Annotated in this window: 20 protein-coding genes; 8 read left to right on the plus strand and 12 right to left on the minus strand. The window is 73.9% G+C overall.

Going from position 1 to position 21,753, the window contains the following annotated elements:
• The first annotated feature begins 200 nt into the window (after window positions 1-200).
• Complete coding sequence (locus ACIP9H_RS34650; RefSeq protein WP_401963047.1) at window positions 201-698, plus strand: DUF2975 domain-containing protein; 498 nt, start codon at window positions 201-203, stop codon at window positions 696-698.
• A 76-nt stretch (window positions 699-774) separates the two neighbouring features.
• On the opposite strand, the gene ACIP9H_RS34655 is transcribed toward ACIP9H_RS34650, so the two are convergent.
• Window positions 775-1,707 carry an aminoglycoside phosphotransferase family protein gene (locus tag ACIP9H_RS34655; protein WP_401585844.1) on the minus strand — a complete coding sequence of 311 codons (933 nt, stop codon included), beginning with the start codon at window positions 1,705-1,707 and terminating at the stop codon, window positions 775-777.
• A gap of 146 nt (window positions 1,708-1,853) precedes the next feature.
• Complete coding sequence (locus ACIP9H_RS34660) at window positions 1,854-3,671, minus strand: FAD-binding dehydrogenase (RefSeq protein ID WP_401963049.1); 1,818 nt, start codon at window positions 3,669-3,671, stop codon at window positions 1,854-1,856.
• Between the two features lie 197 nt (window positions 3,672-3,868).
• On the opposite strand from ACIP9H_RS34660, the gene ACIP9H_RS34665 reads away from it, so the two are divergent.
• Window positions 3,869-5,047, plus strand: coding sequence for a PucR family transcriptional regulator (locus tag ACIP9H_RS34665; RefSeq protein WP_401963051.1), 1,179 nt, complete (start codon window positions 3,869-3,871; stop codon window positions 5,045-5,047).
• Here ACIP9H_RS34665 and ACIP9H_RS34670 read toward each other — a convergent pair.
• The 3 genes from ACIP9H_RS34670 to ACIP9H_RS34680 form a co-directional block, all read right to left on the minus strand.
• Window positions 5,022-5,258 (minus strand): DUF1427 family protein, encoded by a 237-nt coding sequence (locus ACIP9H_RS34670; RefSeq protein WP_401585851.1) that lies wholly within the window; start codon window positions 5,256-5,258, stop codon window positions 5,022-5,024. The genes ACIP9H_RS34665 and ACIP9H_RS34670 overlap by 26 nt on opposite strands.
• Window positions 5,255-5,422, minus strand: coding sequence for a DUF1427 family protein (locus tag ACIP9H_RS34675; protein ID WP_401585854.1), 168 nt, complete (start codon window positions 5,420-5,422; stop codon window positions 5,255-5,257). The genes ACIP9H_RS34670 and ACIP9H_RS34675 overlap by 4 nt, the downstream gene beginning before the upstream one ends.
• A 138-nt stretch (window positions 5,423-5,560) precedes the next feature.
• Window positions 5,561-6,118: an NADPH-dependent FMN reductase gene (locus ACIP9H_RS34680; RefSeq protein WP_401585856.1), complete on the minus strand. Its 558-nt coding sequence runs from the start codon at window positions 6,116-6,118 to the stop codon at window positions 5,561-5,563.
• 110 nt (window positions 6,119-6,228) lie between these two features.
• Between ACIP9H_RS34680 and ACIP9H_RS34685 the strand changes: the two genes are divergently transcribed.
• The 3 genes from ACIP9H_RS34685 to ACIP9H_RS34695 all read left to right on the plus strand — a co-directional run bounded on the left by ACIP9H_RS34685 (window position 6,229) and on the right by ACIP9H_RS34695 (window position 11,190).
• Entirely contained in the window at window positions 6,229-6,870 is a 642-nt protein-coding gene (locus tag ACIP9H_RS34685) for a TetR/AcrR family transcriptional regulator (protein ID WP_401585858.1), read from the plus strand.
• A gap of 4 nt (window positions 6,871-6,874) precedes the next feature.
• On the plus strand, window positions 6,875-7,255 hold the full coding sequence (locus tag ACIP9H_RS34690) for a hypothetical protein (RefSeq protein WP_401963052.1): 381 nt from the start codon (window positions 6,875-6,877) through the stop codon (window positions 7,253-7,255).
• A 119-nt stretch (window positions 7,256-7,374) separates the two neighbouring features.
• Window positions 7,375-11,190 carry a S8 family serine peptidase gene (locus ACIP9H_RS34695; protein WP_401963054.1) on the plus strand — a complete coding sequence of 1,272 codons (3,816 nt, stop codon included), beginning with the start codon at window positions 7,375-7,377 and terminating at the stop codon, window positions 11,188-11,190.
• 84 nt (window positions 11,191-11,274) lie between these two features.
• Here ACIP9H_RS34695 and ACIP9H_RS34700 read toward each other — a convergent pair whose 3' ends face one another.
• Complete coding sequence (locus ACIP9H_RS34700) at window positions 11,275-12,114, minus strand: helix-turn-helix transcriptional regulator (RefSeq protein WP_401585866.1); 840 nt, start codon at window positions 12,112-12,114, stop codon at window positions 11,275-11,277.
• 132 nt (window positions 12,115-12,246) lie between these two features.
• On the minus strand, window positions 12,247-13,008 hold the full coding sequence (locus tag ACIP9H_RS34705; RefSeq protein ID WP_401585868.1) for an SDR family NAD(P)-dependent oxidoreductase: 762 nt from the start codon (window positions 13,006-13,008) through the stop codon (window positions 12,247-12,249).
• A 203-nt stretch (window positions 13,009-13,211) separates the two neighbouring features.
• On the opposite strand from ACIP9H_RS34705, the gene ACIP9H_RS34710 reads away from it, so the two are divergent.
• Entirely contained in the window at window positions 13,212-13,844 is a 633-nt protein-coding gene (locus tag ACIP9H_RS34710; RefSeq protein WP_401963056.1) for a DUF6518 family protein, read from the plus strand.
• 345 nt (window positions 13,845-14,189) lie between these two features.
• On the plus strand, window positions 14,190-14,402 hold the full coding sequence (locus tag ACIP9H_RS34715) for a hypothetical protein (protein WP_401585873.1): 213 nt from the start codon (window positions 14,190-14,192) through the stop codon (window positions 14,400-14,402).
• A gap of 19 nt (window positions 14,403-14,421) precedes the next feature.
• On the opposite strand, the gene ACIP9H_RS34720 is transcribed toward ACIP9H_RS34715, so the two are convergent.
• From ACIP9H_RS34720 to ACIP9H_RS34740, 5 genes are all read right to left on the minus strand, one after another.
• Complete coding sequence (locus ACIP9H_RS34720; protein WP_401585875.1) at window positions 14,422-15,591, minus strand: permease; 1,170 nt, start codon at window positions 15,589-15,591, stop codon at window positions 14,422-14,424.
• A 72-nt stretch (window positions 15,592-15,663) separates the two neighbouring features.
• A complete protein-coding gene (locus ACIP9H_RS34725; RefSeq protein WP_401585877.1) occupies window positions 15,664-16,614 on the minus strand; it encodes an ornithine cyclodeaminase family protein in 951 nt (316 codons plus the stop codon).
• Window positions 16,611-17,744: an aminotransferase class I/II-fold pyridoxal phosphate-dependent enzyme gene (locus ACIP9H_RS34730; RefSeq protein ID WP_401585880.1), complete on the minus strand. Its 1,134-nt coding sequence runs from the start codon at window positions 17,742-17,744 to the stop codon at window positions 16,611-16,613. The genes ACIP9H_RS34725 and ACIP9H_RS34730 overlap by 4 nt, the downstream gene beginning before the upstream one ends.
• On the minus strand, window positions 17,741-18,388 hold the full coding sequence (locus ACIP9H_RS34735) for a transcriptional regulator (protein WP_401585882.1): 648 nt from the start codon (window positions 18,386-18,388) through the stop codon (window positions 17,741-17,743). The genes ACIP9H_RS34730 and ACIP9H_RS34735 overlap by 4 nt, the downstream gene beginning before the upstream one ends.
• Window positions 18,389-18,452: 64 nt before the next feature.
• On the minus strand, window positions 18,453-20,123 hold the full coding sequence (locus ACIP9H_RS34740; RefSeq protein WP_401585885.1) for an ATP-binding cassette domain-containing protein: 1,671 nt from the start codon (window positions 20,121-20,123) through the stop codon (window positions 18,453-18,455).
• A gap of 435 nt (window positions 20,124-20,558) precedes the next feature.
• Between ACIP9H_RS34740 and ACIP9H_RS34745 the strand changes: the two genes are divergently transcribed.
• Window positions 20,559-21,635, plus strand: coding sequence for a protein kinase family protein (locus ACIP9H_RS34745; protein WP_401963065.1), 1,077 nt, complete (start codon window positions 20,559-20,561; stop codon window positions 21,633-21,635).
• Window positions 21,636-21,753 lie beyond the last annotated feature (118 nt).

Below are 21,753 nucleotides of genomic sequence, written 5' to 3' on the forward strand. Positions count from 1 at the left end.
GTCTGCGTAGCGGTCCCGACCATCGAAGCGCGCGGCGCGTCCCGGCCGGTAGGCCGATCGACGCGGACTCTTGCCCGATCCTGCCGAGTTCGCGCGGATCGGGCCGTAGAGCGGCATCCGCGACCCGCCGTGCACGTCCACCTTGCCAGAGCTATCGAATCTCGATAGCTTTCCATCGTTGTTCGATGGATGGAGGGGTGATGGGAAAGCTGACGGTGGTCGCGCTGCGCGCGGTGCTCCTGGTGCTGCTCGCGGGTTCGGTGTTCGTGCAGACCGTGATGGTGCCGCTGGTGGCGATCGACATGAGGCAGCTCGACGCGGACCTCGCGTACCTGCGCGTCCCGTTCCTCGTGATCACGGTGCTGGGCGCCGTGACGGCCCAGGTCGTCCTGGTCTGCGTGTGGCGACTGGTGACGATGGTGGGCCACGGGACGGTGTTCTCCCCCGCCGCCTTCCGGTACGTGCACGTCGTCATCGGGGCGATGGTGGCCGCCGGCCTCCTGGTCGTCGCGCTCGGGGCGCTCCTGGCGCCGGGCGAGGCCGTCCCCCCGGGCCTGGTCCTCCTGATGGGCGGATGTGCCGTGGCCGTCATGGGTGTCGCGCTCGTCGTGCTCGTCCTGCGGATGCTGCTCGGTCAGGCCGTCGCGCGCGACGTCGAGGCGGCGTGGCTGCGGGGCGAGCTGGCAGAGGTGATCTGACGCGGATCGCGGTGGCCGTCGACGTCATGCCTGGCGCTGCTCCGGAACGGCCGCGCCGACAGGGTCGCCGCCCGCCTCAGGCGTGCCGGTCGTGGTCGTCCAGCACCTCCCGGATCACCCGCTGTTCCGCGGCGGCGCGCACCGGATCACCGTCGATGACACCGGTGAGCACCAGCAGCGCCTTCCACAGTGCCCACCCTCGCGCCCGGGCCCAGGTCGCGTCGTCCATGGCGACGTCACGGCGGAACGCCTCGCGGCCGGCGCCGGAGAAGTACGTCCAGGTGATGACGAGGTCGCAGGCCGGGTCCCCGACGCCCGAGGTGCCGAAGTCGATGACGGCCGCGAGGTCGCCCTCGTCCACCAAAAGGTTTCCGGCGGCGATGTCGCCGTGGAACCAGACGGGTTCGCCCCGCCATCGCGCGGCGAGGGCGGCGTCCCAGACGGCGGTGGCACGGGCGGTGTCCACGCGGCCGTCGAGGAGGGCGAGGCAGCGGCGGGTCTGGTCGTCGTAGTGGGCGGGTGACGCGCCCCGGTACCAGCTGTGCTCGCCGGCGACGGGCCCGCCGGACGCGTCGCAGCGCTGGAGGGCCCGCAGGAACACGGCCAGGGAGGCGGCGAACCGCGCCGGGTCGTCGACGCGTCCGCGCTCGGCGGTCTCCCCCGGCAGCCAGCGGCGTACGGACCACGGGAAGGGATAGCCCTCGCCGGGAACGCCCGTCGCCAGGACCCGCGGAACGGGGACCGGCAGGCCGGGTGCGAGCCGGTGCAGCCACTGGTCTTCCTTGGCCACGGCGGGAACGTATCCGGGGGCGGTCGGCAGCCGCACCGTCATGGCGTCGCCGAGGCGGTAGGTGCGGTTGTCCCAGCCGTCCTTCTCGACGGGCGTCACGGGCAGGTCGCGCCACTGGGGGAACTGCGCGCTCACGAGCCGCCGTACGAGGTCGGCGTCGATCCCGGCGCGGCCGTCGGGCGGAGAGGTGGTCGGCACCCGGGGATGGTGGCCCCCCATGCGGCCCGGCCGCAACGGGATTTCGGCGAACGACCGCGAGGGAGGAGATGCGGACCGGCCGGCGGACCGGGCCAGGGAGGCCCGGCCCGCCGGCGGTCGTACGGGGACCGGCCCGGTGCCGCCGGGCCGGCCGGACGCCGAGCCGGTCAGGTCGCCGTGGCGGCCGCCGCCGCTCGGCCCGCCTGGCGGCCGGAGAAGAGGCAGCCGCCGAGGAACGTGCCCTCCAGGGAGCGGTAGCCGTGGACCCCTCCGCCGCCGAAGCCGGAGACCTCACCGGCGGCGTAGAGACCGGGGACGGGGGTGCCTCCGGCGTCCAGCACCCGGCCGGAAAGATCGGTCTGGAGGCCGCCGAGGGTCTTGCGGGTCAGGATGTTGAGGCGCACGGCGATCAGCGGGCCCGCGCCCGGGTCGAGGATGCGGTGCACCTGGGCGGTGCGGCTGAGGAAGTCCCCCGTGTAGGCCAGGGCGTTGCGGATCCCCATGACCTGCGCGTCCTTGCTGTAAGGGTGGTCGGTCTCCCGGTCCCGGGCCCGGATCTGCCGTTCCAGGTCGGCGAGGTCGATCAGCCCTTCCCCGGTCAGCCGGTTCATGCCCGCGACGAGGTCGGGCAGGTTGGTCGCCACGACGAAGTCGGCGCCGTTCTTCTTGAACCGCTCGATGGGCTCCGGGGTCTGCCACAGCCGGGAGAGGGTGAGCGGGATGTCCTTGTTGGTGAGGTCGGGGTTCTGCTCGGAGCCGGAGAGCGCGAACTCCTTGGCGAGGATCTTCTGCGTCGTGACGAACCACGAGTAGTCGTGGCCGCTGCCGGTGATCGCCTGGAGGGTGCTCAGTGTGTCGTAACCCGGCAGATTCGGCGCGGAGAAGCGCCTGCCGGTGGCGTCGAACCACATCGACGAGGGGCCGGGCAGGATGCGGATGCCGTGCTTGGCCCAGATCGGGGCGTAGTTCTGGAGCCCCTCGGTGTAGTGCCACATGCGGTCGGGGTTGACGATGCGTCCGCCCGCCGCCTCCGTGATGGCGAGCATGCGGCCGTCGACGTGCTCCGGGACCCCGGAGATCATGTTCCTCGGCGGGGCGCCGAGGCGGGCCGGCCAGTTCTGCCGGACGAGGTCGTGGTTGGCGCCGATACCGCCGGAGGTGACGACGACCACCGGGGCGCGGAACTCGAACTCGCCGACGACCGTGCGCGAACTGCGCGTGCCCCGGGATGCGTTGCTCGGCTCCAGCACCGCCCCGCGCACACCCGTGACCACCCCGCCGGTCCGTACGACCTCGTCGACGCGGTGCCGGAACCTGAACGCCGCCTTGCCGCGCGCCACGGCGGCGCGGACCTTCTTCTCGAAGGGCTCGACGACGGCCGGCCCGGTCCCCCACGTGACATGGAAGCGCGGCACCGAATTGCCGTGGCCGTCCGCGAGGCCGCCGCCGCGCTCGGCCCAGCCGACGATCGGGAACCACCGCACGCCCAGCCCGTAGAGCCAGGACCGCTTCTCCCCCGCGGCGAAGTCCACGTACGCCTGGGCCCACTTGTAGGCCCAGTGGTCGTGCCCCGCGGGGTCGTCGACGCCCCGGTCGAAGCCGGCCGCGCCCTGCCAGTCCTGCCAGGCCAGATCGTGGGAGTCCCTGACCCCCATGAGGCGCTGCTCGGCGGAGTCGACCAGGAAGAGGCCGCCGAACGACCAGAAGGCCTGCCCGCCGAGGTTGGTCTCCGGCTCCTGGTCGAGCAGCAGCACCTTGCGCCCGGCTTCCGCGAGTTCGGCCGTCGCGACCAGACCGGCCAGGCCGTGGCCGATGACGATCGCGTCGGCGTCCTGCGCCGCCGTCGCGCCGAAGGCGGGTGCGGCCTGCGAGAAGGCGGCCGCGCCGGCGAGGACTCCGCCGGCCACCGTCAGCAGGTGGCGGCGGCTGGGCAGGGGTGACTGCGGCGATCTGTCCGTGCTCGCTGTGCTTTCCGTACTGTCCATGCTGTTCACGGGTGCCTTCCGGACGCGGTGGGGGGCGGAACGCACGAAGGCTCTGTTGTCCCGGTGACCTTGCTGTTACCTTCGGTAGCTCACAGGTAACCAGGAGGTCGCGCCGGTGCGGTAGTCGCCCGGCGTCAACGCGTCCGCACCGGCGTTGTGTCCCGCGCACAGCGCACGGACGAAGAGGGGCGAGGCTCTTGACCGTCACCGATCAGCGCGAGCCCGTCGCCGGGATCCTGCGCGCCATGGCCGCCGACGCGGACGTACGGGGCGAACTCGTGCACGCCGCACGGACGCACTCCCCCGACGTGGCGCGACTCGGCGAGGACGACACCCGCCGGCACGTCACCGCCATGGTCCGCGCCGCCGGAGGCTGGCTCGGCACCCTCGACCCGGTGGACGACCAGGACTTCGCCGCCGCGCTGGGACTCGGCACGGACCGGGCGGTGCAGGGCGTCCCCATGACCTCCGTACTGCGCGGCGTGCAGGCCGGCCTCACCCGCGCGGTGGAGATCACCGTCGACCGCAGCCGCTCGGCCGGGGTGCCCGACGGGATGCTGCTGACGGCCGTCCTGCGGCTGAAGGAGTACGGCGACGCGGTCGAGCGCCATGTCGTCAACGGCTACCGCGCGGCGGAGCGCGGCATGCCGGCGACGGCGGAGGGGGCGGCCGGGGCACGGCTGCTGCGCCGGCTGCTCGTGCACGGTGTGCCGCCGGCCCCGGGGGACCTGGCCGGGGCGGGCCTGCGGCCGGACGGCGCATACCACTGCCTCGTCGCGGAGACCCGTGACCCCGGTGCCGTACGACTGCCGGCGCGCGGGATCGCCGCCGTGGTGGAGGGGCGGCTCGTCGGTCTGCTGCCGTGCCGTCCGGCGGATGCGGCCGGGGGCGCGGGACCGGCGGCCGTGGTCTCCCCCGCCGTCCCGCCGGCCGGGGCGGCCGCGGCGTACCGGCTCTGCCTGCGGGCACTGCGCGTCGCCGTACGCGGCGGACGACGCGGCCTGCTCGACCTGACCGACCTCGCGGGGGAGACGGCTCTGGCGGAGCAGCCGCTGCTGGGCGCCTACCTGAGCGGGCGGCTGCTCGGCGGCCTCGACCCGGCGGACGACTTCCACCGGCAACTCGTCCTGACCGCACGGGCGTTCCTCGACCACGGCCGGCGGCTGGACCAGACCGCGGCGGCCCTGTTCACGCACCCCAACACCGTCCGCTACCGGCTCGCGCGGCTGCGGCAGATCACGGGCGGCTCCCCCGCGGATCCCGCCCCGGAGGGCGCCGCCGGCCCGATGGCCGCGCTGCACTGGTGGTGGGCGCTGTCGACCTGGCTGGGGCCCGGTCCCGAGTCGTCGTTCAGTTCGTCGGCGGAGTCGTCGTAGTCGTCGTGGTCGCCGTACTGGTAGGGGGCGGGCCGCCCCGCCGCCGGTCCAGCAGCGTCCGCACGGCGTACTCGCCGACCAGGATGCCCAGCAGGCCGGCGAGGGAGATCCACGGCGGGGCGGGCGACCGCACGCCCATCAGCCAGTAGAGCGCGCCCGCGAGGAATCCGGCGGAGAAGGACACGGCGCAGCGCTTGAGCAGGGCCCTCATGCGAACGATTCCAGCACTCCGTAGCCGATGAGCATGCCGGCCAGGCCCACGAGGCAGACGAACGGCGGTGCGGGCGTCCGGACCCGCAGGAGTCCGTACATGACACCCACGGCCAGGCCCGCGCCGACAGAGAGGGCGTACTCCACGCGGGACCTCGCTCCCATGCGCACGGCGTGGACGTTTTGTCCCTTTGTAGCAGCACGTGCGGCGGCTTCCGCGTCCCGACGCGACGTGCGGGGGAAGCGCGACGGCGGCGCGACGGAGTGCGTCGCGCCGCCGTGGACGCCCGGGGGACGGGGGTGTCAGGCCGCGGTGGCGGCCGTGGAGCCGAGGCGCTCCAGCACCTCGGTCAGGCCCGCGACCACCTCGGCGTCCTCGATGGGGTGCGTGTCGGCGAAGCGGACGACCGAGCCGGGGATGGAGAGCTTGACGTCCTCCAGCACCGCGGCACCGGCGATGCGCGCCGCCTTGCGGGCCTCGTCCTGCGCCCACAGGCCGCCGTACTGGCCGTAGGAGGTGCCGACGACGGCGAGCGTCTTGCCGGTCACCGCACCCTGGCCGTGCGGACGGGACAGCCAGTCGATCGCGTTCTTCAGCACTGCCGGGATGGTGCCGTTGTACTCCGGCGAGAAGAGAAGGAGGGCGTCGACCTCGCGGACGGCGGCGCGCAGGCGGGCCGCGGACTCCGGCAGCGTGCCCTCGACGTCGAGGTCCTCGTTGTAGAAGGGGATCTCGGCAAGGCCCTCGTAGAGCTCGATCTCGACGCCCGCGGGGGCGTGCTTGAGGGCGACCTCGGCGAGCTGGCGGTTGTGGGAGCCGGCGCGGAGGCTGCCGACGAGCGCGAGGATGCGGACGGACATGTGAGGAACTCCCGGTGAGCGGTGGGGTAAGCGGACCGTGGTCCGTTTCTCCTTTGTAGCACCTTAACCGGACCGCGGTCCACTTTCATTCCCGCCGCTACGCTATGGCCATGACCGACCCACCCCCGGCCATCCGTTCCGCCTTCGACGCCGCCTCGGAGATCACGCTGACCCCGGCGGGCGACCAGCCGCCCCTGCGGGCCGACGCCGCGCGCAACCGGCAGCGCCTGCTCGAGGTGGCCGCCGAGCTCTCGACCGAGCACGGGGCCGCCAACGTGACCATGGAGGCGGTGGCCACCGCCGCGGGGGTCGGCAAAGGGACGGTCTTCCGGAGGTTCGGCGACCGCGCCGGGCTGATGGTGGCGCTCCTGGACCACCACGAGCAGCAGATCCAAGGGGCCTTCCTCATGGGCCCCCCGCCGCTGGGCCCGGGTGCCCCGGCGCTGGACCGCCTCCGCGCCTTCGGGCCGGCGGTGATCCGCCACGAGCACGCGTTCCGCGACCTCTACGTGGCGGTGGCGGCGCACCCGCGCCGCCGTTTCAACCCGTCGTACCACGTCAAACACACCCACATCACCCTGCTGCTGCGGGAGTCGGGGGCGGCGGGCGACATCGAACTCGTCGCGCACACGCTGCTGGGCTACCTCAACACCACGCTCGACGACTACCTGATCAGCAGCCGGGGGATGTCGGTGGAGCGCCTGACCGCGGGCTGGCACGACCTCGTCACGCGCCTGGCCGACGGGGAGTAGCCCGGTGGCCCGGCAGGCGGGACGGATGCGGGCCGCCGCGCGGGCCATGGCACGGATCCTGGCCAACCTCGCCCTCGGGGTGCCGGCCGCCGTGCCGCTCTCGTGCGCCTGGTGGCTGCTGACCGCGTACCTGCCGATGGACTGCCGCAGCATCGCCGACGCCACCGCGCCCGGCTTCTCCGGCACCTGCGACTACCACGTGCTCGACCACGCCGGTCCCGTGATGTTCCTGCTCGTGCTCTCCGGGCTCCTCGCGGCGGCCCTGGTCCTCCTGGTCGACGTGGCGCTCCCCCGCTCCAAGGGGCGCCCCGTCCGCCCGTGGGCCGTCGCCGGGCTGCTGGTCCCCGTGCCGTTCCTGGCACTTCTGCTCGCCCTGCACGCGTGACGGGATCCGGACAGCCGTCATAAAGTCGCCGCTGGTCAACCTGGGGTTTCCCTACGATTGAATCGTTCAAGTCACTAGCATGCGGCGGACATTGGACGGATCTAGCGTGAAGGACCCATGTGAGACCGCTCTTCCGCGGCCGCTCAGGCCTCCAGATCATCGCGGGTGTCGCGGGTGTCGCGGCCGTGCTGACGGCGATCCCGCCGGCATCGGCCAGTGACCACGCCACCGCTGCCGCTTCCCTCTCCGCGCACCGCACCACGACCAACGGCGAAGCCCAGGGCGGCTCGCCCTCACGGACCGTCACCCTGCTGACCGGCGACCGGGTGACGCTCACCGCCGGCGGCTCCGGTCCGGACTCCCTCACCGTGCAGGGCCCGGACGGCGGACGCGCCGACGCCCGCATCACCACCCGGGACGGCGACACCTACGTCTACCCGGCCGCGGCCGAGCGCTACGTGGCCGCGGGGCTCCTCGACACCGATCTGTTCAACGTCACGCGACTGATAGCCGACGGCTACGACGACGCCCACGCGCAGGGCCTGCCCGTCATCCTCACCTACGCCTCGAACGCCCGCCGCAGGCTCGCGGCCCCGGCACTCCCCGAGGGCGCCACCGGAGCACGGGCGCTGACCAGCATCGGCGGCACGGCCCTCACCGCGGAGCACGACCGCGCCGCGGACTTCTGGGCGGACCTCACGCACCAGGCGCCCGCACTAACGGCAAAGGCCGCGAAGGCCGCCGGCGCCGCAACGGCCCGCCCGACGCTGACCGGTGACGTCCGCAAGGTGTGGCTGGACGGCAAGGTCGACGCCGACCTCGCGGACAGCGTCGCGCAGATCGGCGCCCCGCAGGTGTGGGCCGGCGGCAACACCGGGCAGGGCGTGGACGTGGCCGTCCTCGACACCGGTTACGACACCGGCCACCCCGACCTCGACGGCGTGGTCGCCTCCTCCCAGAGCTTCGTCCCCGGCGAGGACATCACCGACCACCACGGCCACGGCACCCATGTGGCCTCGACCATCGCCGGCAACGGCGCGGCCTCCGGCGGCAAGGAGAAGGGCGTCGCCCCCGGCGTGCGGCTGCACGTGGGCAAGGTCCTCAACAACGCCGGCAGCGGCTCCGACTCGTGGATCATCAGCGGCATGGAGTGGGCCGCCCGCGACGCCAAGGCCCGCGTGGTCAGCCTGAGCCTCGGCAGCGACCGCCCGTCCGACGGCACCGACCCGATGAGCCAGGCGGTGAACGAACTCAGCGCCGAAACGGGCGCGTTGTTCACCATCGCGGCGGGCAACTCCGGGCCGGGCGAGGCCACCGTCGCCGCCCCCGGCGCGGCGGACGCGGCGCTCACGGTCGGCGCCGTGGACGCCTCCGACACCGTCGCCGACTTCTCCAGCCGCGGTCCCCGCTTCCGGGACGACGCGCTCAAGCCGGAGGTCACCGCCCCCGGGGTGGACATCCTGGCCGCCCGCTCGCAGTACGCGCCCTTCGGTTCCGGCCCGTACGCCACGCTGAGCGGCACCTCCATGGCCACCCCGCACGTGGCGGGCGTCGCGGCCCTCGTCGCCGCCCAGCATCCCGACTGGTCCGGCGCCATGATCAAGAACGCTCTGGTCAGCACGGCCGAGCCGACGCCCGCCAACCCGGCGGACGCGGGCGGCAACGGCCGGGTCGACGCGGTCGCCGCCACCGGGAGCGCCCTGGTGGCCACCGGAGTCGCCGACGCCGGCATCCACTCCCTCGGCGGCGCGCCCGGCGAGACCGTGACCCGTACCGTCGAGTGGACGAACGCGGGCGACACCCCGCTCACCCTCACCGCACGCGTCGACGCGCCGGACGCCCCGGAGGGGCTCTTCGTCCTGACGGATCGTCAACTGACGGTGCCCGCGCACGGCTCGGCCTCCACCACCGTGACCACCGTGCTGGACCGCGCCCCGGCCGGGGGCCGGTACACCGGCCACGTCGAGGCGACCGTGGACGGCAGGGTCGCCACCCGCACGCTGCTCGCCGTCAGCACCCGCGAGGAGATGCACCACCTGCGGGTCCACGTCACCGACCGCGGCGGCGCCCCCGTCTCGGACCTCGTGATGTACCAGCGCAAGGGCGACGAGTACGCCCAGGCCGCCTACAGCGACCTCGACGGCACCCTCGACGCGGTCGTGCCGTCCGGCACGTACACGGTCTGGACCTGGATCGCCGTCCGCGGAACGCACGGCGAGTCGTCGTTCGGCCGTGCCCTGATGGCCAGGACCGGCGTCGAGATGCGCGGCGCCGACACCGACGCCGTACTCGACGGCACGAAGGTGCGCCGGACCGAGGTCGTCACCCCGCGGACGTCCACGGACAGCGACATCCGCATGGACCTCACCCAGTCCTTCAAGGACGGCACCCCCGCCATCACCGACACGGTGACCGTCGGCGACGGCTTCGACAGCGTGTGGGCGCTGCCGACCGCCAAGCCGTCCTCCGGCGACCTGGCGTACACCGTCCGCTGGCGGATGCAGCAGCCGCTGCTGGCCCTCTCCTCCGGTTCGCAGGAGTTCGACGACCTGTGGCTGCAGCCCGGCTCCGGCCGGCCCGCGGAGGCCACCCGCACCCTGCCCGCCGTGTTCGCGGGCAACGGCACCCCGGCGGAGTACGCGGCCGCGGGCGCCAAGGGCAAGGTCGCGGTGGTGCGGTACGTGCCGCCCGCCGACGACGAGGACGACGACGAGGAAGAGGACCGGTCCGCCGCGACCGACGACCAGTACACCGCCGCGCAGAAGGCCGGCGTCGCCCTGCTGGTGGTGGTCAACGACCTCGGCGGCCGGCTGCGCGAACCGGTGCGCCGGACCGACCTCGTCATCGCCGGCATCTCGCACACCGAGGGCGAGACCCTGATCGGCCGCATCCAGGACAGCCGCTCGGGCTCCGTGCCGATGCGGGTCACCGGGCACGCCGAAACCAGCTACCTCTACGACCTGGTGCACACCTGGCACGGCGGCATCCCGGCGACCCAGCGCTACGCGCCCGCCGAACGCGCCCTCGCCCGGGTCGACGTCGGCTTCCGGAACGAACCCGGCACCGAGGTCGACGAGTTCCGCTACGACATCCAGCCGTACCTGGGGGTCAAGGTGGGCGGCCAGCGGCTGTCGACCGCCGGAGCGGAGCGCACGGACTGGGTCACGCCGGCCGGCGAGGCCACCTGGATGGAGGAGGCCTCCAACGGCATCCGGTCCATCCAGCTCTCCGGGCAGGTCGGTTACCCGGCGGGCCGCACCACGGACGTCCAGTGGTTCGGTCCCGTCGAGCACCCGCGGATCAACGAGAGCCAGCAGCTGCCGCAGCGCACCGGCGACCGGCTGGACGTGACCGTACCGGGCTGGGGCGACGGCGGCCGCGACCACACGGGTGTGGTGGGCCCCGGCACGACGTCCGAGGTCAACGAGTTGTTCCGGAACGGCAGTTCGGTCACCCGGACCGACGGCACCTGGCTGGGCGCCGACCTGCCGGCCGGCTCCGCGCGCTACCGCCTGGTGACCACCACCGAACGGACGGAGGGCTACCCGTACTCGACGGCCACCCGCACCGAGTGGGGCTTCACCTCGGCCACGCCGCACGGGGACGCCGCGCAGACGCTCCCGCTGCTGCAACTCGACTACGGGATCGCGACCCGGGCGGACGGCACGGCGCGCCGTGACGCCGAACTCCTTGTCACACCGGCGCAGTTGCCGGGCGTGTCCCGGGCGTCGCTGCGCACGGACTCCGTCGAGGTGTCCTACGACGACGGACGCACCTGGCGCCGGACCGCACCGCGGGACGCCGGCTCCGGTGCCGCCCGCGTCCGGCTCGACGCCCCGCGCGGCGCCGCGTTCCTGTCCCTGCGGGTCCGGGCCTCGGACTCGCGCGGCAACACCGTGACGCAGACGGTCGTCCGGGCCACCGGGCTCGGCTGAGCGGCTGCCGTACGGCACGGAGGTGCCGGTCCCCGCGACGGGGGCCGGCACCTCCGGCGTTCCGGGGTCGCGACCGGCCGCGCGTCAGGTGCCGGGCACGCGTTCGCCGAGGGCGGCGAGCAGTTGCAGCTTCTCGTGGCTCTCCGACCCGGGCGCCGCGGTGTAGAACAGCAGCGACTGGGCCTGGTCGGCGTCGTACAGCACCTGGCACTCCAGTTCCAGCAGCCCCAGTTCCGGGTGGACGATGCGTTTGACCTCGCCGCAGCGCACGCCGATCTCGTGCGCCTGCCACAGGTCGCGGAATTCCGGGCTGTTCGCGATCAGTGCCTCGACGAGGGCGCCGGCCCGGGATTCCGTGCCGAGCCGGGAGTAGACCGCGCGCAGGTCCGCGACGAAGCGGCGGCTCAGCCCGGGGCGGTCGTCCTCGTGGTGGGCCAGCCTGCCGGCGGGGTCGGTGAACCAGCGGTAGACCAGGCTGCGGGCCGGTCCGGTGAAGCGTGTCTCGTCCCCGAGCAGCGCCACCGACAGCGGGGTCTGCAGCAGCGTCTCCCCCAGGGCGGTGACCACCTGGGCCGGGGTGTCGGCGAGCCGGTCCAGGATACGCATCATCCCCGGGCTGACCTGGTCGCCGCGCAGGGCACGGCTGGGGGTGTTGTGCCCGGCCAGCCGGAAGAGGTGGTCCCGCTCGTCCGTGGACAGCCGCAGGCCCCGGGCGATGGCCGCGAGCATCGGCTCGGACGGCTGCGGGCCGCGCCCCTGCTCCAGCCGGGCGAAGTAGTCCGTGGACATGCCGCACACCGCGGCCGCCTCCTCGCGGCGCAGGCCCCGGGTGCGCCGCCTGGGGCCGCGCGGCAGGCCCACGTCCTCGGGTTGGAGGGCTTCCCTGCGGGTGTGCAGGAAGTCCGCCAGTTGTGGTCGGTCCATGTCGGGATGCTTCCAGTTCGCTGCGGTGGCGGCCGGGGTGGCCGGGGCCGCTCCGTCCGAAGGGTACGCCCGGGCCGGGCACGGGTGACGGGGACAGGGGCCGGTCCCCGTCCCCCGCCCCCGCGTCCCGGTCTACAGGCGCGTGCCGCCGGAGGCCTCGACGCGCTGGCCGGTGATCCAGCCGGTCCCGGGTGCCAGCAGCGCGGCGACCGCCGCCCCGACGTCCTGCGGCTCCCCGATGCGGCCCAGCGCCGCGTGGGAGGCCATCACCGTGCGCAGCTCCTCGTTGTCACGGACCACCCCGCCCGCGAAGTCGGTGGCGATCGGCCCCGGCGCGATCGTGTTCACACTGATGCCCCGCGGGCCGAGCTCCTGCGCCAGGTACCGGCTGTAGGTCTCGACCGCCGACTTGGCCGCCGCGTAGACCGACCAGCCCTCGCCCACGAAGCGGGTCAGCCCGGTCGAGGTGTTCACGATCCGGCCACCGTCCGCGAGCAGCGGCAGCAGCTCCTGGGTCAGGAAGAACACCCCCTTGAAGTGCACGTCGACCAGACGGTCGAAGACCTCGGCGCCGGTGGCGCCGAGCGGGGTCAGCGCCCCCGTGCCCGCGTTGTTGACCAGGAAGTCGAACGAGTCGCGCCCCCACGTGGCACGCAGGGTGTCGCCCAGCGTCCGCGCGAATCCGGGGAACTCCTCGAACGCGGTGGTGTCCAGCCGCAGCGCGGCGGCCCGGCGCCCCATCGTGGTCAGCACGTCCACCACCTCCGCGGCCTGCTTCTCGTTGCTCCGGTACGTCAGGACGACGTCCGTTCCCGCCTCGCCCAGCGCGAGGGCGGTGGCCCGGCCCAGTCCCCGGTTGCCCCCGGTGATCACCGCGACCGTGTTCGTGCTCATCTTCGGTACTCCTGCCCCATCGGTTCGCGGCCGGGGCCGGACGGGCCCCGGAACCGCTCACCACCAGACTCGGCGCCGCCGCCGTGCCGATGAAGGCATCACCTGTCCAGGGAGCGGCGGTCCCCCCTTCGGGCCGCCGACCGGTCGCCGCCCGCCCGCTTGGGTATACACCGCATGTATAACTGGCATGTATAGTCGCGGCCGTGACAGCGATCCCCGCCCTTCGCTCCCGCCCCGCCGTCGCCGCGCCGGCGGCGAGCGCCCTGTTCGGGCTGGTGCTCGGTGCCGCGACGTACCTGCTCCACGGGGTGTCCCCGGTGTTCGAGCGGGCGACGAACTCCTCGTCGTCCTGGATCGTGTGGACGGCACTGGCCGGAGCCCTCGTCCCCCGCGTCCGGACAGCGGCGGCGTGCGGGGCGCTGATGATGATCATGACGTGCGCGGGGTACTACGCGACGTCGTCCCTGAACGGGACGTTCGGCAGCGGGGGCATCCCGACGGCGTTGGTGTGGGCGGCCGCGGGGACCGTCGGGGGGCCGCTGGTGGGCGCGGCGGGCTGGGCGGTGCGGAGGGAGACGGGGATCCGCCGGCACCTGGGGGTCGCACTGATCGGCGCGGTGGTGGCGGGCGAAGGACTGTACCTGGGGCTGGAGTTGGACTACTGGGGCGAGGCGGCCGCCTTCCTCGGCCTCGGGGCCGTGCTGACGGCCGCGCTCACCTGGTACCGCGCGCGGGAGACCGGACCGCGCCCGTGGCTGCCGGTCCCGCTCATGCCGGCGGTCGCGGCCGCGTACTTCGGCCTGGAGGCCGGCGTCCTCAACGCGCTGCTGGGCTGAGCGCGAGCCACCAGGACGGCGGCGAGGCAGGCGATGTTCGGCCACGTCGTGCAGTCCCAGCGAGCGCCGCTCGTGGGGACATGGGGATGCGCATCATCCACGGGCCGACATGGTCGCCGCGCAGGTCACGGCCGGGGGTTTTGCGCTCGGCCAGGCGGAACAGGCGGTCGCGGTCGTCCAGGGACGGCCGCGAGCATCGGCTCGCACGGCTGCGGCCATGGCGGCCTGGAGGCCCGCGTCCTCGACGGGCTGCCGCGCTGAACGCCGCAACCGCCGCGTCACCCGTGCGTGCGACCGCAACCCTGCTCGTGGGCCCCGGGCGGCGCACCGCCCATCATGCGCAGCATGCCGCGGCCGCCGGTGGCCGGGAAACAGGCCGGCAGGACGGCGGCAAGGGCAAGGCCGGCGATGTTCAGCCAGGTCGTGCAGGCCCAGCGGACCGCCCGTGGGGACGTGCGCCCGCAAAGGATCGGGGATCAGACCGAGAGCCCCGAAGCCGACCTCGACCACGCACCCGGCGCCCCGGCGGCCCGCGTCCTCGACGCGCTGCCGGGCTGAACGCCCGCCGACCGCCGCGTCACCCGTGCGTGCGACCGCAACCCTGCTCGTGGGCCCCGGGCGGCGCACCGCCCATCATGCGCAGCATGCCGCGGCCCCCGGTGGCCAGGAAACGTGCCAGCAGGACGGCGGCAAGAGCGAGGAAGGCGATGTTCAGCCAGGTCGTGTAGTCCCAGCGGACGCCGCCCGTGGGGACACGGGCCCGCGAGGGGTCGGGGATCAGACCGAGGGCACCGAAGACGATCTCGACCACGTACCCGGCGACGACCATGGCGACGTAGAACGTACCGAGGAGGAACAGCGCCATCCGGGTGCCGTAGTACTTCCGGTAGATGTTCAGGATCGGCAGGATCAGCAGGTCGGCGAAGATGAAGGAGACCACGCCGCCGAAGCTGATGCCCCCGGTCCACAGGACCACCGCGAGCGGCACGTTGCCGACGGAGCAGACGAACGAGGCCATGGCCACGAGGGGGCCGACGAGCGGTCCCCAGATCTTGGCGGCGAGCGGGTGGTCCTCGAAGAAGAAGGCCTGCCAGAAGGAGTCGGGCACCCAGGCGGCGACGGCGCCCGCGATGAGCAGGCCCACCACGAGGTCCCGGAGGATCGCGGCCCACTCCATCACGAACACGTGCGAGGTGGCGGTGAAGCCCTCGGCCGAGAACAGCCGGCGCCGGAACGACCCCTCGCGCCGTACGGTCATGTCCATCGCCGCGTGCCCCTCCATCGACCCGGCGACACCCCGCTCGGCCTGCTCGCGGGCCTGCCGCAGCAGGCCGGGGCGGAGCAGCCGGCGGAAGAGCACGGCCAGCACCACGATCATGACGGGCCCGCCGACGAACTCGGCCGCCGTGAACTGCCACCCCATCAGCAGGGCGAGGATGACGCCCAGTTCGATCACGAGGTTGGTCGACGCGATCTCGAGGGTCATCGCCGCCGTGAACCCCGCTCCTTTGCGGAACAGCGACCGCGCCAGGGCGACGGCGGCGTAGGAGCACGAGGAGGAGGCCGCGCCGAGTCCGGCGGCGATCGCCAGCGTCCGCGGCCGGTCGTCGCCGAGCAGGGCGCCGACACCCTCCTTGCGCGCCACGGCCTGGACGACCGCGGACAGGGCGAAGCCGAGGATCAGCGCCCAGGTGATGTCCCAGGTCATCGATCCGGCGATCGACAGCGCGTGCAGTACGGCGTCCATGCCCGCATCCTCCCTGGGCGCCGCCGCCCGGGCGCGGCACGACACCACCGGCCGTGCCGCGCCGGTCCCGGTTCAGCCCAGGCCCGCCGCCCGCACCACCGCCGAGGCGACCGCCGCGTCCAGGGCGCCGACACCGGTCAGGTCGGCGACCGTCACGTCCCGCGCACCGCGGGCGGCACCGTCCCGCAGCAGCAGTCCGGCAGGTGTGTCGGCATCGGGCGCGACCTGGCCGGCTCGCACCGCGTGGCCGAAGTCGCCGTGGTGGAGGCACTGTTCGTGGTCGTCGGTGGCGACGATCGCGGCGCGGGCGAAGAGCGCCGGGGGCAGTTCGTTCTTGTGCGGCATGTCGGTGCCGATGCCCGTCACATGGGCGCCGTCGTTGACGGCGGCGGCGTCGAGGACGGGCACCGCGGACGGGGTGGCGGTCAGCACGATGTCCGCGCCGGCCGCCTCCGCCGCCGTGGCGGGCACGGCGGGCAGCCCGTGCTCCCGCAGCCGGTCGCACAGGCCGCGCGCCCGGCCGGGGTCGCGGCCGTGGACCAGGACGGCGGCGACCGGGCGCAGCCGGGCGAGCCAGGTGACCTGCAGCAGCGCCTGCTCCCCGGTGCCGAAGACCCCGACACTGCCGGCGTCCGGGCGCGCCATGGCGTGGGTGATCAGCGCTCCGGCGGCCGCGGTGCGCCGGGCGGTGAGCACTCCGCGGTCGTCGAGGAGTGCCCGTACCTCACCGGTGCGGGCGCTGAGCACGCAGACCAGTCCGTTGTTGACGGGCAGGCCGCGTTCCGGGTTGCCGTAGAAGCCGGTGGCCACCTTGACGGTGAACTCGTCCGCGCCGCTGATCCAGCCGGCCTTGACGTGGCAGTCGCCGCGCTCGGCGGCGAAGTCCAGGTGGATGGGGGGCGGGACGGTGGTGCGGTGTTCGGCGTGCGCGACCAGGGCGTCCCGCACGGCGGCCAGGACGGTCGCCGGGCCGGCCGCGGCGGCTGTCGCCTCCGGGCCGAGCACCGGGATCGCCGTGGTCACCGGCGCTCCCGGAGCCAGCGGCCGAAGGCGTCCAGGGCGGGCGCCGGGTCGCTGCGGCCGACGCCGATCCGGAAGCGGTCGGTGGGGCCGGGGGTGAGCTCGGAACGGAACACGGACGCCGGGAGCAGCAGGACCCCGGCCTCCTCGACCAGCCGGGTGCAGAACTCCTCGACGCCCTCCGGCCCGAGGTAGCGGGGGTAGGCGACGCAGCCGCCGTCGGGGGCCCGCCACGCGAACAGGTCGGGGAAGCCGGCGAAGAAGACGTCGAAGAGCGGGAGGTTGGCGTCGATGATCGCCCGGTTGCGCGCCAGCACGGCCGGACGTGCCTTGAGCGCGATCCTCGCGAGGATCTCGCTGGGCGCGGAGTTGCAGATCGTCGTGTAGTGCTTGGCCCGCTCCAGCCGGGACAGCAGTTCGCGGTCGCGGCAGGTGATCCAGCCGATCCGCAGCCCGGGCAGGCCCAGCGACTTGGAGGTGACGTTGAGGGACAGCGCGCGCTCGGACAGATCGGCGGCCTGCGGGAGCGTACGGGCCGGATCGCGTTCCAGGCCGCGGTAGACCTCGTCGCTGAACAGGCGGATGCCGCGCTCGTCGCAGAGCGCCGCGAGCCGGGCGAGGTCCGCGGCGTCGATCACCTTCCCGGTGGGGTTGTGGGGGAAGTTGACGGACACGACACGGGTGTTGGGGCGCAGGGCGGCAGCCACCGCGTCCAGGTCCAGGGCCCAGTCGTTCCCCGGGTCCAGTGCCACGCCGGTGACGGCGCACAGGGAGAGCGGCACCGTCTCGGCCGCCTGGTAGTTGGGCGTCACCACCACCGCGTGGTCGTCGGGACCCAGCAGCACCTGCATGGCGAGGTAGAGGGCCTCCTCGGCGCCGCCGAAGCACAGTACGTCGTCGGCGCCGGCGCGGTCGTACGTGGACGCGACGGCCTCGCGCAGCAGCGGGTCGCCGTAGGTCTCGGTGTAGCCGAGCGACAGGGTGTCCCAGGCCTCCCGGTCGGCGGGATCGGCCAGTTCCAGCAGCTCGGCGACGGTCATGGTCTGGGCGTCGGAGGCGGTGAGGTGGTGGCGGGCGGTGAACTCCCAGCGGGAGAAGTACGTCTCCAGCCGGAAGTCGGGCAGTCGGGTCACGAGGCGTCCCTTGGTCGTGCCTTGAGTTCGGCGAGCAGCGAATAGACCGTGGAGCGCGAGGTCTTGAGGGCCCCGGCGACGAACGGCACCGCGCGCCGCACGGCGAACACCCCGGCGCGGTCGAGCTCGCCGAGCAGGGCGAGCCGGTCCTCGCGCCCGAGGCGCTCCACGGACCGGCCGCGCTCGCGGACGTACGCCCCGACGACCTGGTTGACGCGTTCGGTCCAGTCCTCGGCGAACAGTGCCTCGGGGCGGGGCGCGGTGGGCGCGGCGAAGCCCGCGAGCAGCGCCGCGACGCCGTCGAGGGGGGTCCGGTCGAAGTTGACGCAGAGCACCGCGGAGGGCGCTCCCGCCGCGTCGCGGAGGACGGCGCTGACCGAGGTCAGCCGCCTCCCGTCGGGCAGCAGTTTCTCGTACGGGCCGTACACGTCGCGTCCGGCGGGGTCCAGCCCGTCGAGCTCGCCGAGGAGCGAGGGGTCGCCGGGGGCGCGGACCGACATCGGGTTCCAGATGCCGATCACCCGGTCGGTGGCGGCGTCGTGCAGGACGACCTCCGCGTGCGGGGCGAGCAGCAGCGCCACCGCCTGGCACACCGGCGACCACGCCGTGACGTGGGGATGGTCCGGGTCCGTTCGCGTCTCCATGCGCTGGACCATACGTCCGGTCTGGACACTCTGTCCAGACCCGCAGGTGGCGGCGGACCCGTGCTCAGCCCGCGGTCGAAGCCTCCAGCAGCGCGCGCACCTCCTCGGCGCTGGTCTCCCGCAGGTCCTCCCCGACGAACACCCAGCGGGTCGTCCCGATCGCCTCCAGGAACGCGAGGTCGTGCCCGGCCACCACCAGCGCCCCCTCGAAGGAGGCCAGTGCGCCGGTCAACTGCCGCACGCCGGACGCGTCCAGATTGTTGGTGGGCTCGTCCAGCATCAGCAGCTGCGGAGCCGGTGCCGCGAACATCGCCGCGGCCAGCGCGGCCCGGAAGCGCTCGCCCCCGGAGAGCGTGCCCGCGGGCAGGTCGGCGCGGGCACCCCTGAACAGGAAGTGCGCGAGCCGGGCCCGGATCTCGTTGTCCCCGGCGCCGGGTGCCGCGGCGGCCACGTTCGCCGCCACGCTCAGACCGTCGTCCAGCACGTCCAGCCGCTGCGGCAGGAAGCGCAGCGGCACGAACGTCCTGGCCTCGCCCGACAGCGGTGCCAGCTGCCCGGCGAGCGTGCGCAGCAGCGTGGTCTTGCCGGCCCCGTTGCGGCCCACGAGCGCGACGCGCTCGGGACCGTGCACTTGGAGGTCGCCCGAACGCAGCCTGCCGTGCGCGGGGCGCAGCCCCCGTACTTCCAGCACCGTGCGGCCCGCGGGCACGGCGGTGCCCGGCAGGCTGACGCGGATCTCCGCGTCGTCCCGGACGGCGTCCGCCGCCTCCTCGCGGCGTTCGCGTGCCGCGCGCAGCCGTTCCTCGTGCAGTCCGCGCAGGGCGGCGCCCGACTCCTGGGCGGACCGCTTGCGCGCACCGGCGACGATGCGCGGGGCCCGCCGCTGCTCGTCCATCTTCCTGGTGTGCCGCTGCCTGCGGGCGACCTTGATCTGCGTCTCCTCCAACTCGCGCTTCTGGCGCCTGACATCGGCCTCGGCGGCCCGGAGCATCCGTCCTGCCGCCTCCTGCTGCCCGGCCACGGCCTCCTCGTACGCCGACCAGCCGCCGCCGTACCAGCTCACCGCGCCGGAACGCAGCTCCGCGACGCGGTCGACACGGTCGAGGAGTTCGCGGTCGTGGCTGACCACGACCAGCACACCCGAGCGCCATGAGCCGACGGCCTCGTGCAGCCGGCGGCGGGCGAACAGGTCGAGGTTGTTGGTGGGTTCGTCGAGCAGCAGGACATCGGGACGGTCCAGCAGCAGCGCGGCCAGCCGCAGCAGGACCGTCTCGCCGCCGGACAACTCGCCGACGGTGCGGTCGAGTCCCACGCCGCCCAGGCCGAGCGAGCCCAGGGTGGCCATGGCGCGCTCCTCGACGTCCCAGTCGTCGCCGACGGTCTCGAAGTGGTGCTCCGCGACGTCGCCGGCCTCGATCGCGCGCAGCGCGGCCCGCCGCCCGGCGATGCCGAGCGCCTGGTCGACCCGCAGGCCGGTCTCCAGGGTCAGGTTCTGCGGCAGGTACCCGAGGCGGCCGTCGACCGTCACCGATCCCCGGGTGGGGCGCAGCCGCCCGGCGAGCAGCCGCAGCAGCGTGGACTTGCCCGTGCCGTTGGCGCCGACCAGGCCCGTCCGGCCGGGGCCCGCGGTCAGCGAGATCCCGTCGAGGACGGGCGTGCCGTCCGGCCACTGAAAGGACAGCGCGGAACAGGTCACGGCGGGCCCCGAGGGGCCGGGGATTCCGGAAAGGGACATGGGGGGGTTCTCGCATTCGCGGTCGCGTGGGATGAGGGCGTGGCGTGCGAGCACCGCGCGGCCGAGGGCGAGAAGGGGGAGCCCGGTCCCGGGAAGGTGAGGGACGGCTCTGACGCCGAGGTCGCGGAGGGGGCGCGGGTCACGGGCGGCGGAATGCCGACAGCGTGACGGGCGTACGGCCCAGGGCCGTACCGCGCGATGATCGCGGACCTCAGACGAGCAACGTCCACCTCTATCGGAGACAACAGGACCTCCGCACTGTACCCCGGCCCCCCGGGGAGCGGCCAAGGACTTTCTTCCCGGTCTCCGATGCCCGCCGGCCCAGCCGTGCGGCCACATTCCGTGCTGCTACGGTCGCACCGCGCCCGCCGGCCGGGGCGGGTCGAGGCCGAGGGGGGCCGCACTGTGATGGACGCCGCGACGAAGCACCCTGACATGTCGCGCGGTGCGCGCATGACCGCGTACAGCGCCGTCTCCACAGCCCTGGCCCTGTGCAGCGATCGCGCCCTGCGCGATCTTGTCGACGCGGCCGTGCCGCTCGGATCCGGCATCGGCGGTACGTCGGCCCGGCTGGAGGTCGCGGGCACCCCGGTCTTCGTGAAGCGGGTGCCCCTCACCGACCTGGAGAGGCTTCCGGAGCACGTGCGCTCCACGGCGAATCTGTTCGAGGTGCCCGCCTTCTGCCAGTACGGCGTCGGCACGATCGGCGCACCGGGCTTCGGGGCCTGGCGAGAGCTCGCCGTGCAGACCATGACCACGAACTGGGTGCTCTCGGCGGAGTACGAGGGCTTTCCCCTGATGTACCACTGGAGGGTGCTGCCCGACTCGGCACCGCTGCCCGGGGAACTGGCCGACGTGGACCGGGCGGTGGCCTACTGGGACGGCAGTCCGCAGGTGCGGCGCCGGATCGAGGCGCTCAGGCAGTCCTCGGCATCCATCGCCCTGTTCCTGGAGTACATCCCGCAGAACCTGCACCAGTGGCTGGGCGCCCGGGTGGCGGCGGGCGACGACGCCCTCGACCGGGCCTGCGCGATGGTGGAGAGGGAACTGGCAGCCGGCGTCTCGTTCATGAACGGCCGCGGGCTCCTGCACTTCGACGCGCACTTCGAGAACATCCTGACCGACGGCCGGCGCCTCTACTTCGGGGACTTCGGCCTCGCGATCTCCTCCGGCTTCGAACTGTCCGGGGCCGAGGCCGACTTCTTCGACCGGAACCGGGCCTACGACCGCTGCTACACCGTCACCTACTTCGTGAACTGGCTGGTCACCGCTCTGCAGGGGATCCGCAGGGAGGACCGGGACGGCCGGTACGAGCTGGTGCGCGCCTACGCGGAGGGCAAGCGCCCCACGGGCCTGCCGAAGGAGGCCGCGGCGGTCATCGCCCGACACGCGCCGATCGCCGCGGTGGTGTCCGACTTCAACCGCACGTTCCAGCGGAGGAGCAGGCAGACCCCCTTCCCGCTGGAGGAGATCTGCCGGCTGGGCGGGATGCCCGCCCCCGCCGCCCGCTGACGGACGGACACCCGCGGTCGCCCAGGGCGTGTTTCGAAAGTAGCGCCGGCCGCCCGGAGGGCGGGTCCCGCGGCTCCCCCAGCTACCGCTGGGGGTACCCCCAGGTGCGGTGCATCGC

Source organism: Streptomyces sp. NPDC088732, from assembly GCF_044751205.1.
Classification (GTDB): domain Bacteria; phylum Actinomycetota; class Actinomycetes; order Streptomycetales; family Streptomycetaceae; genus Actinacidiphila.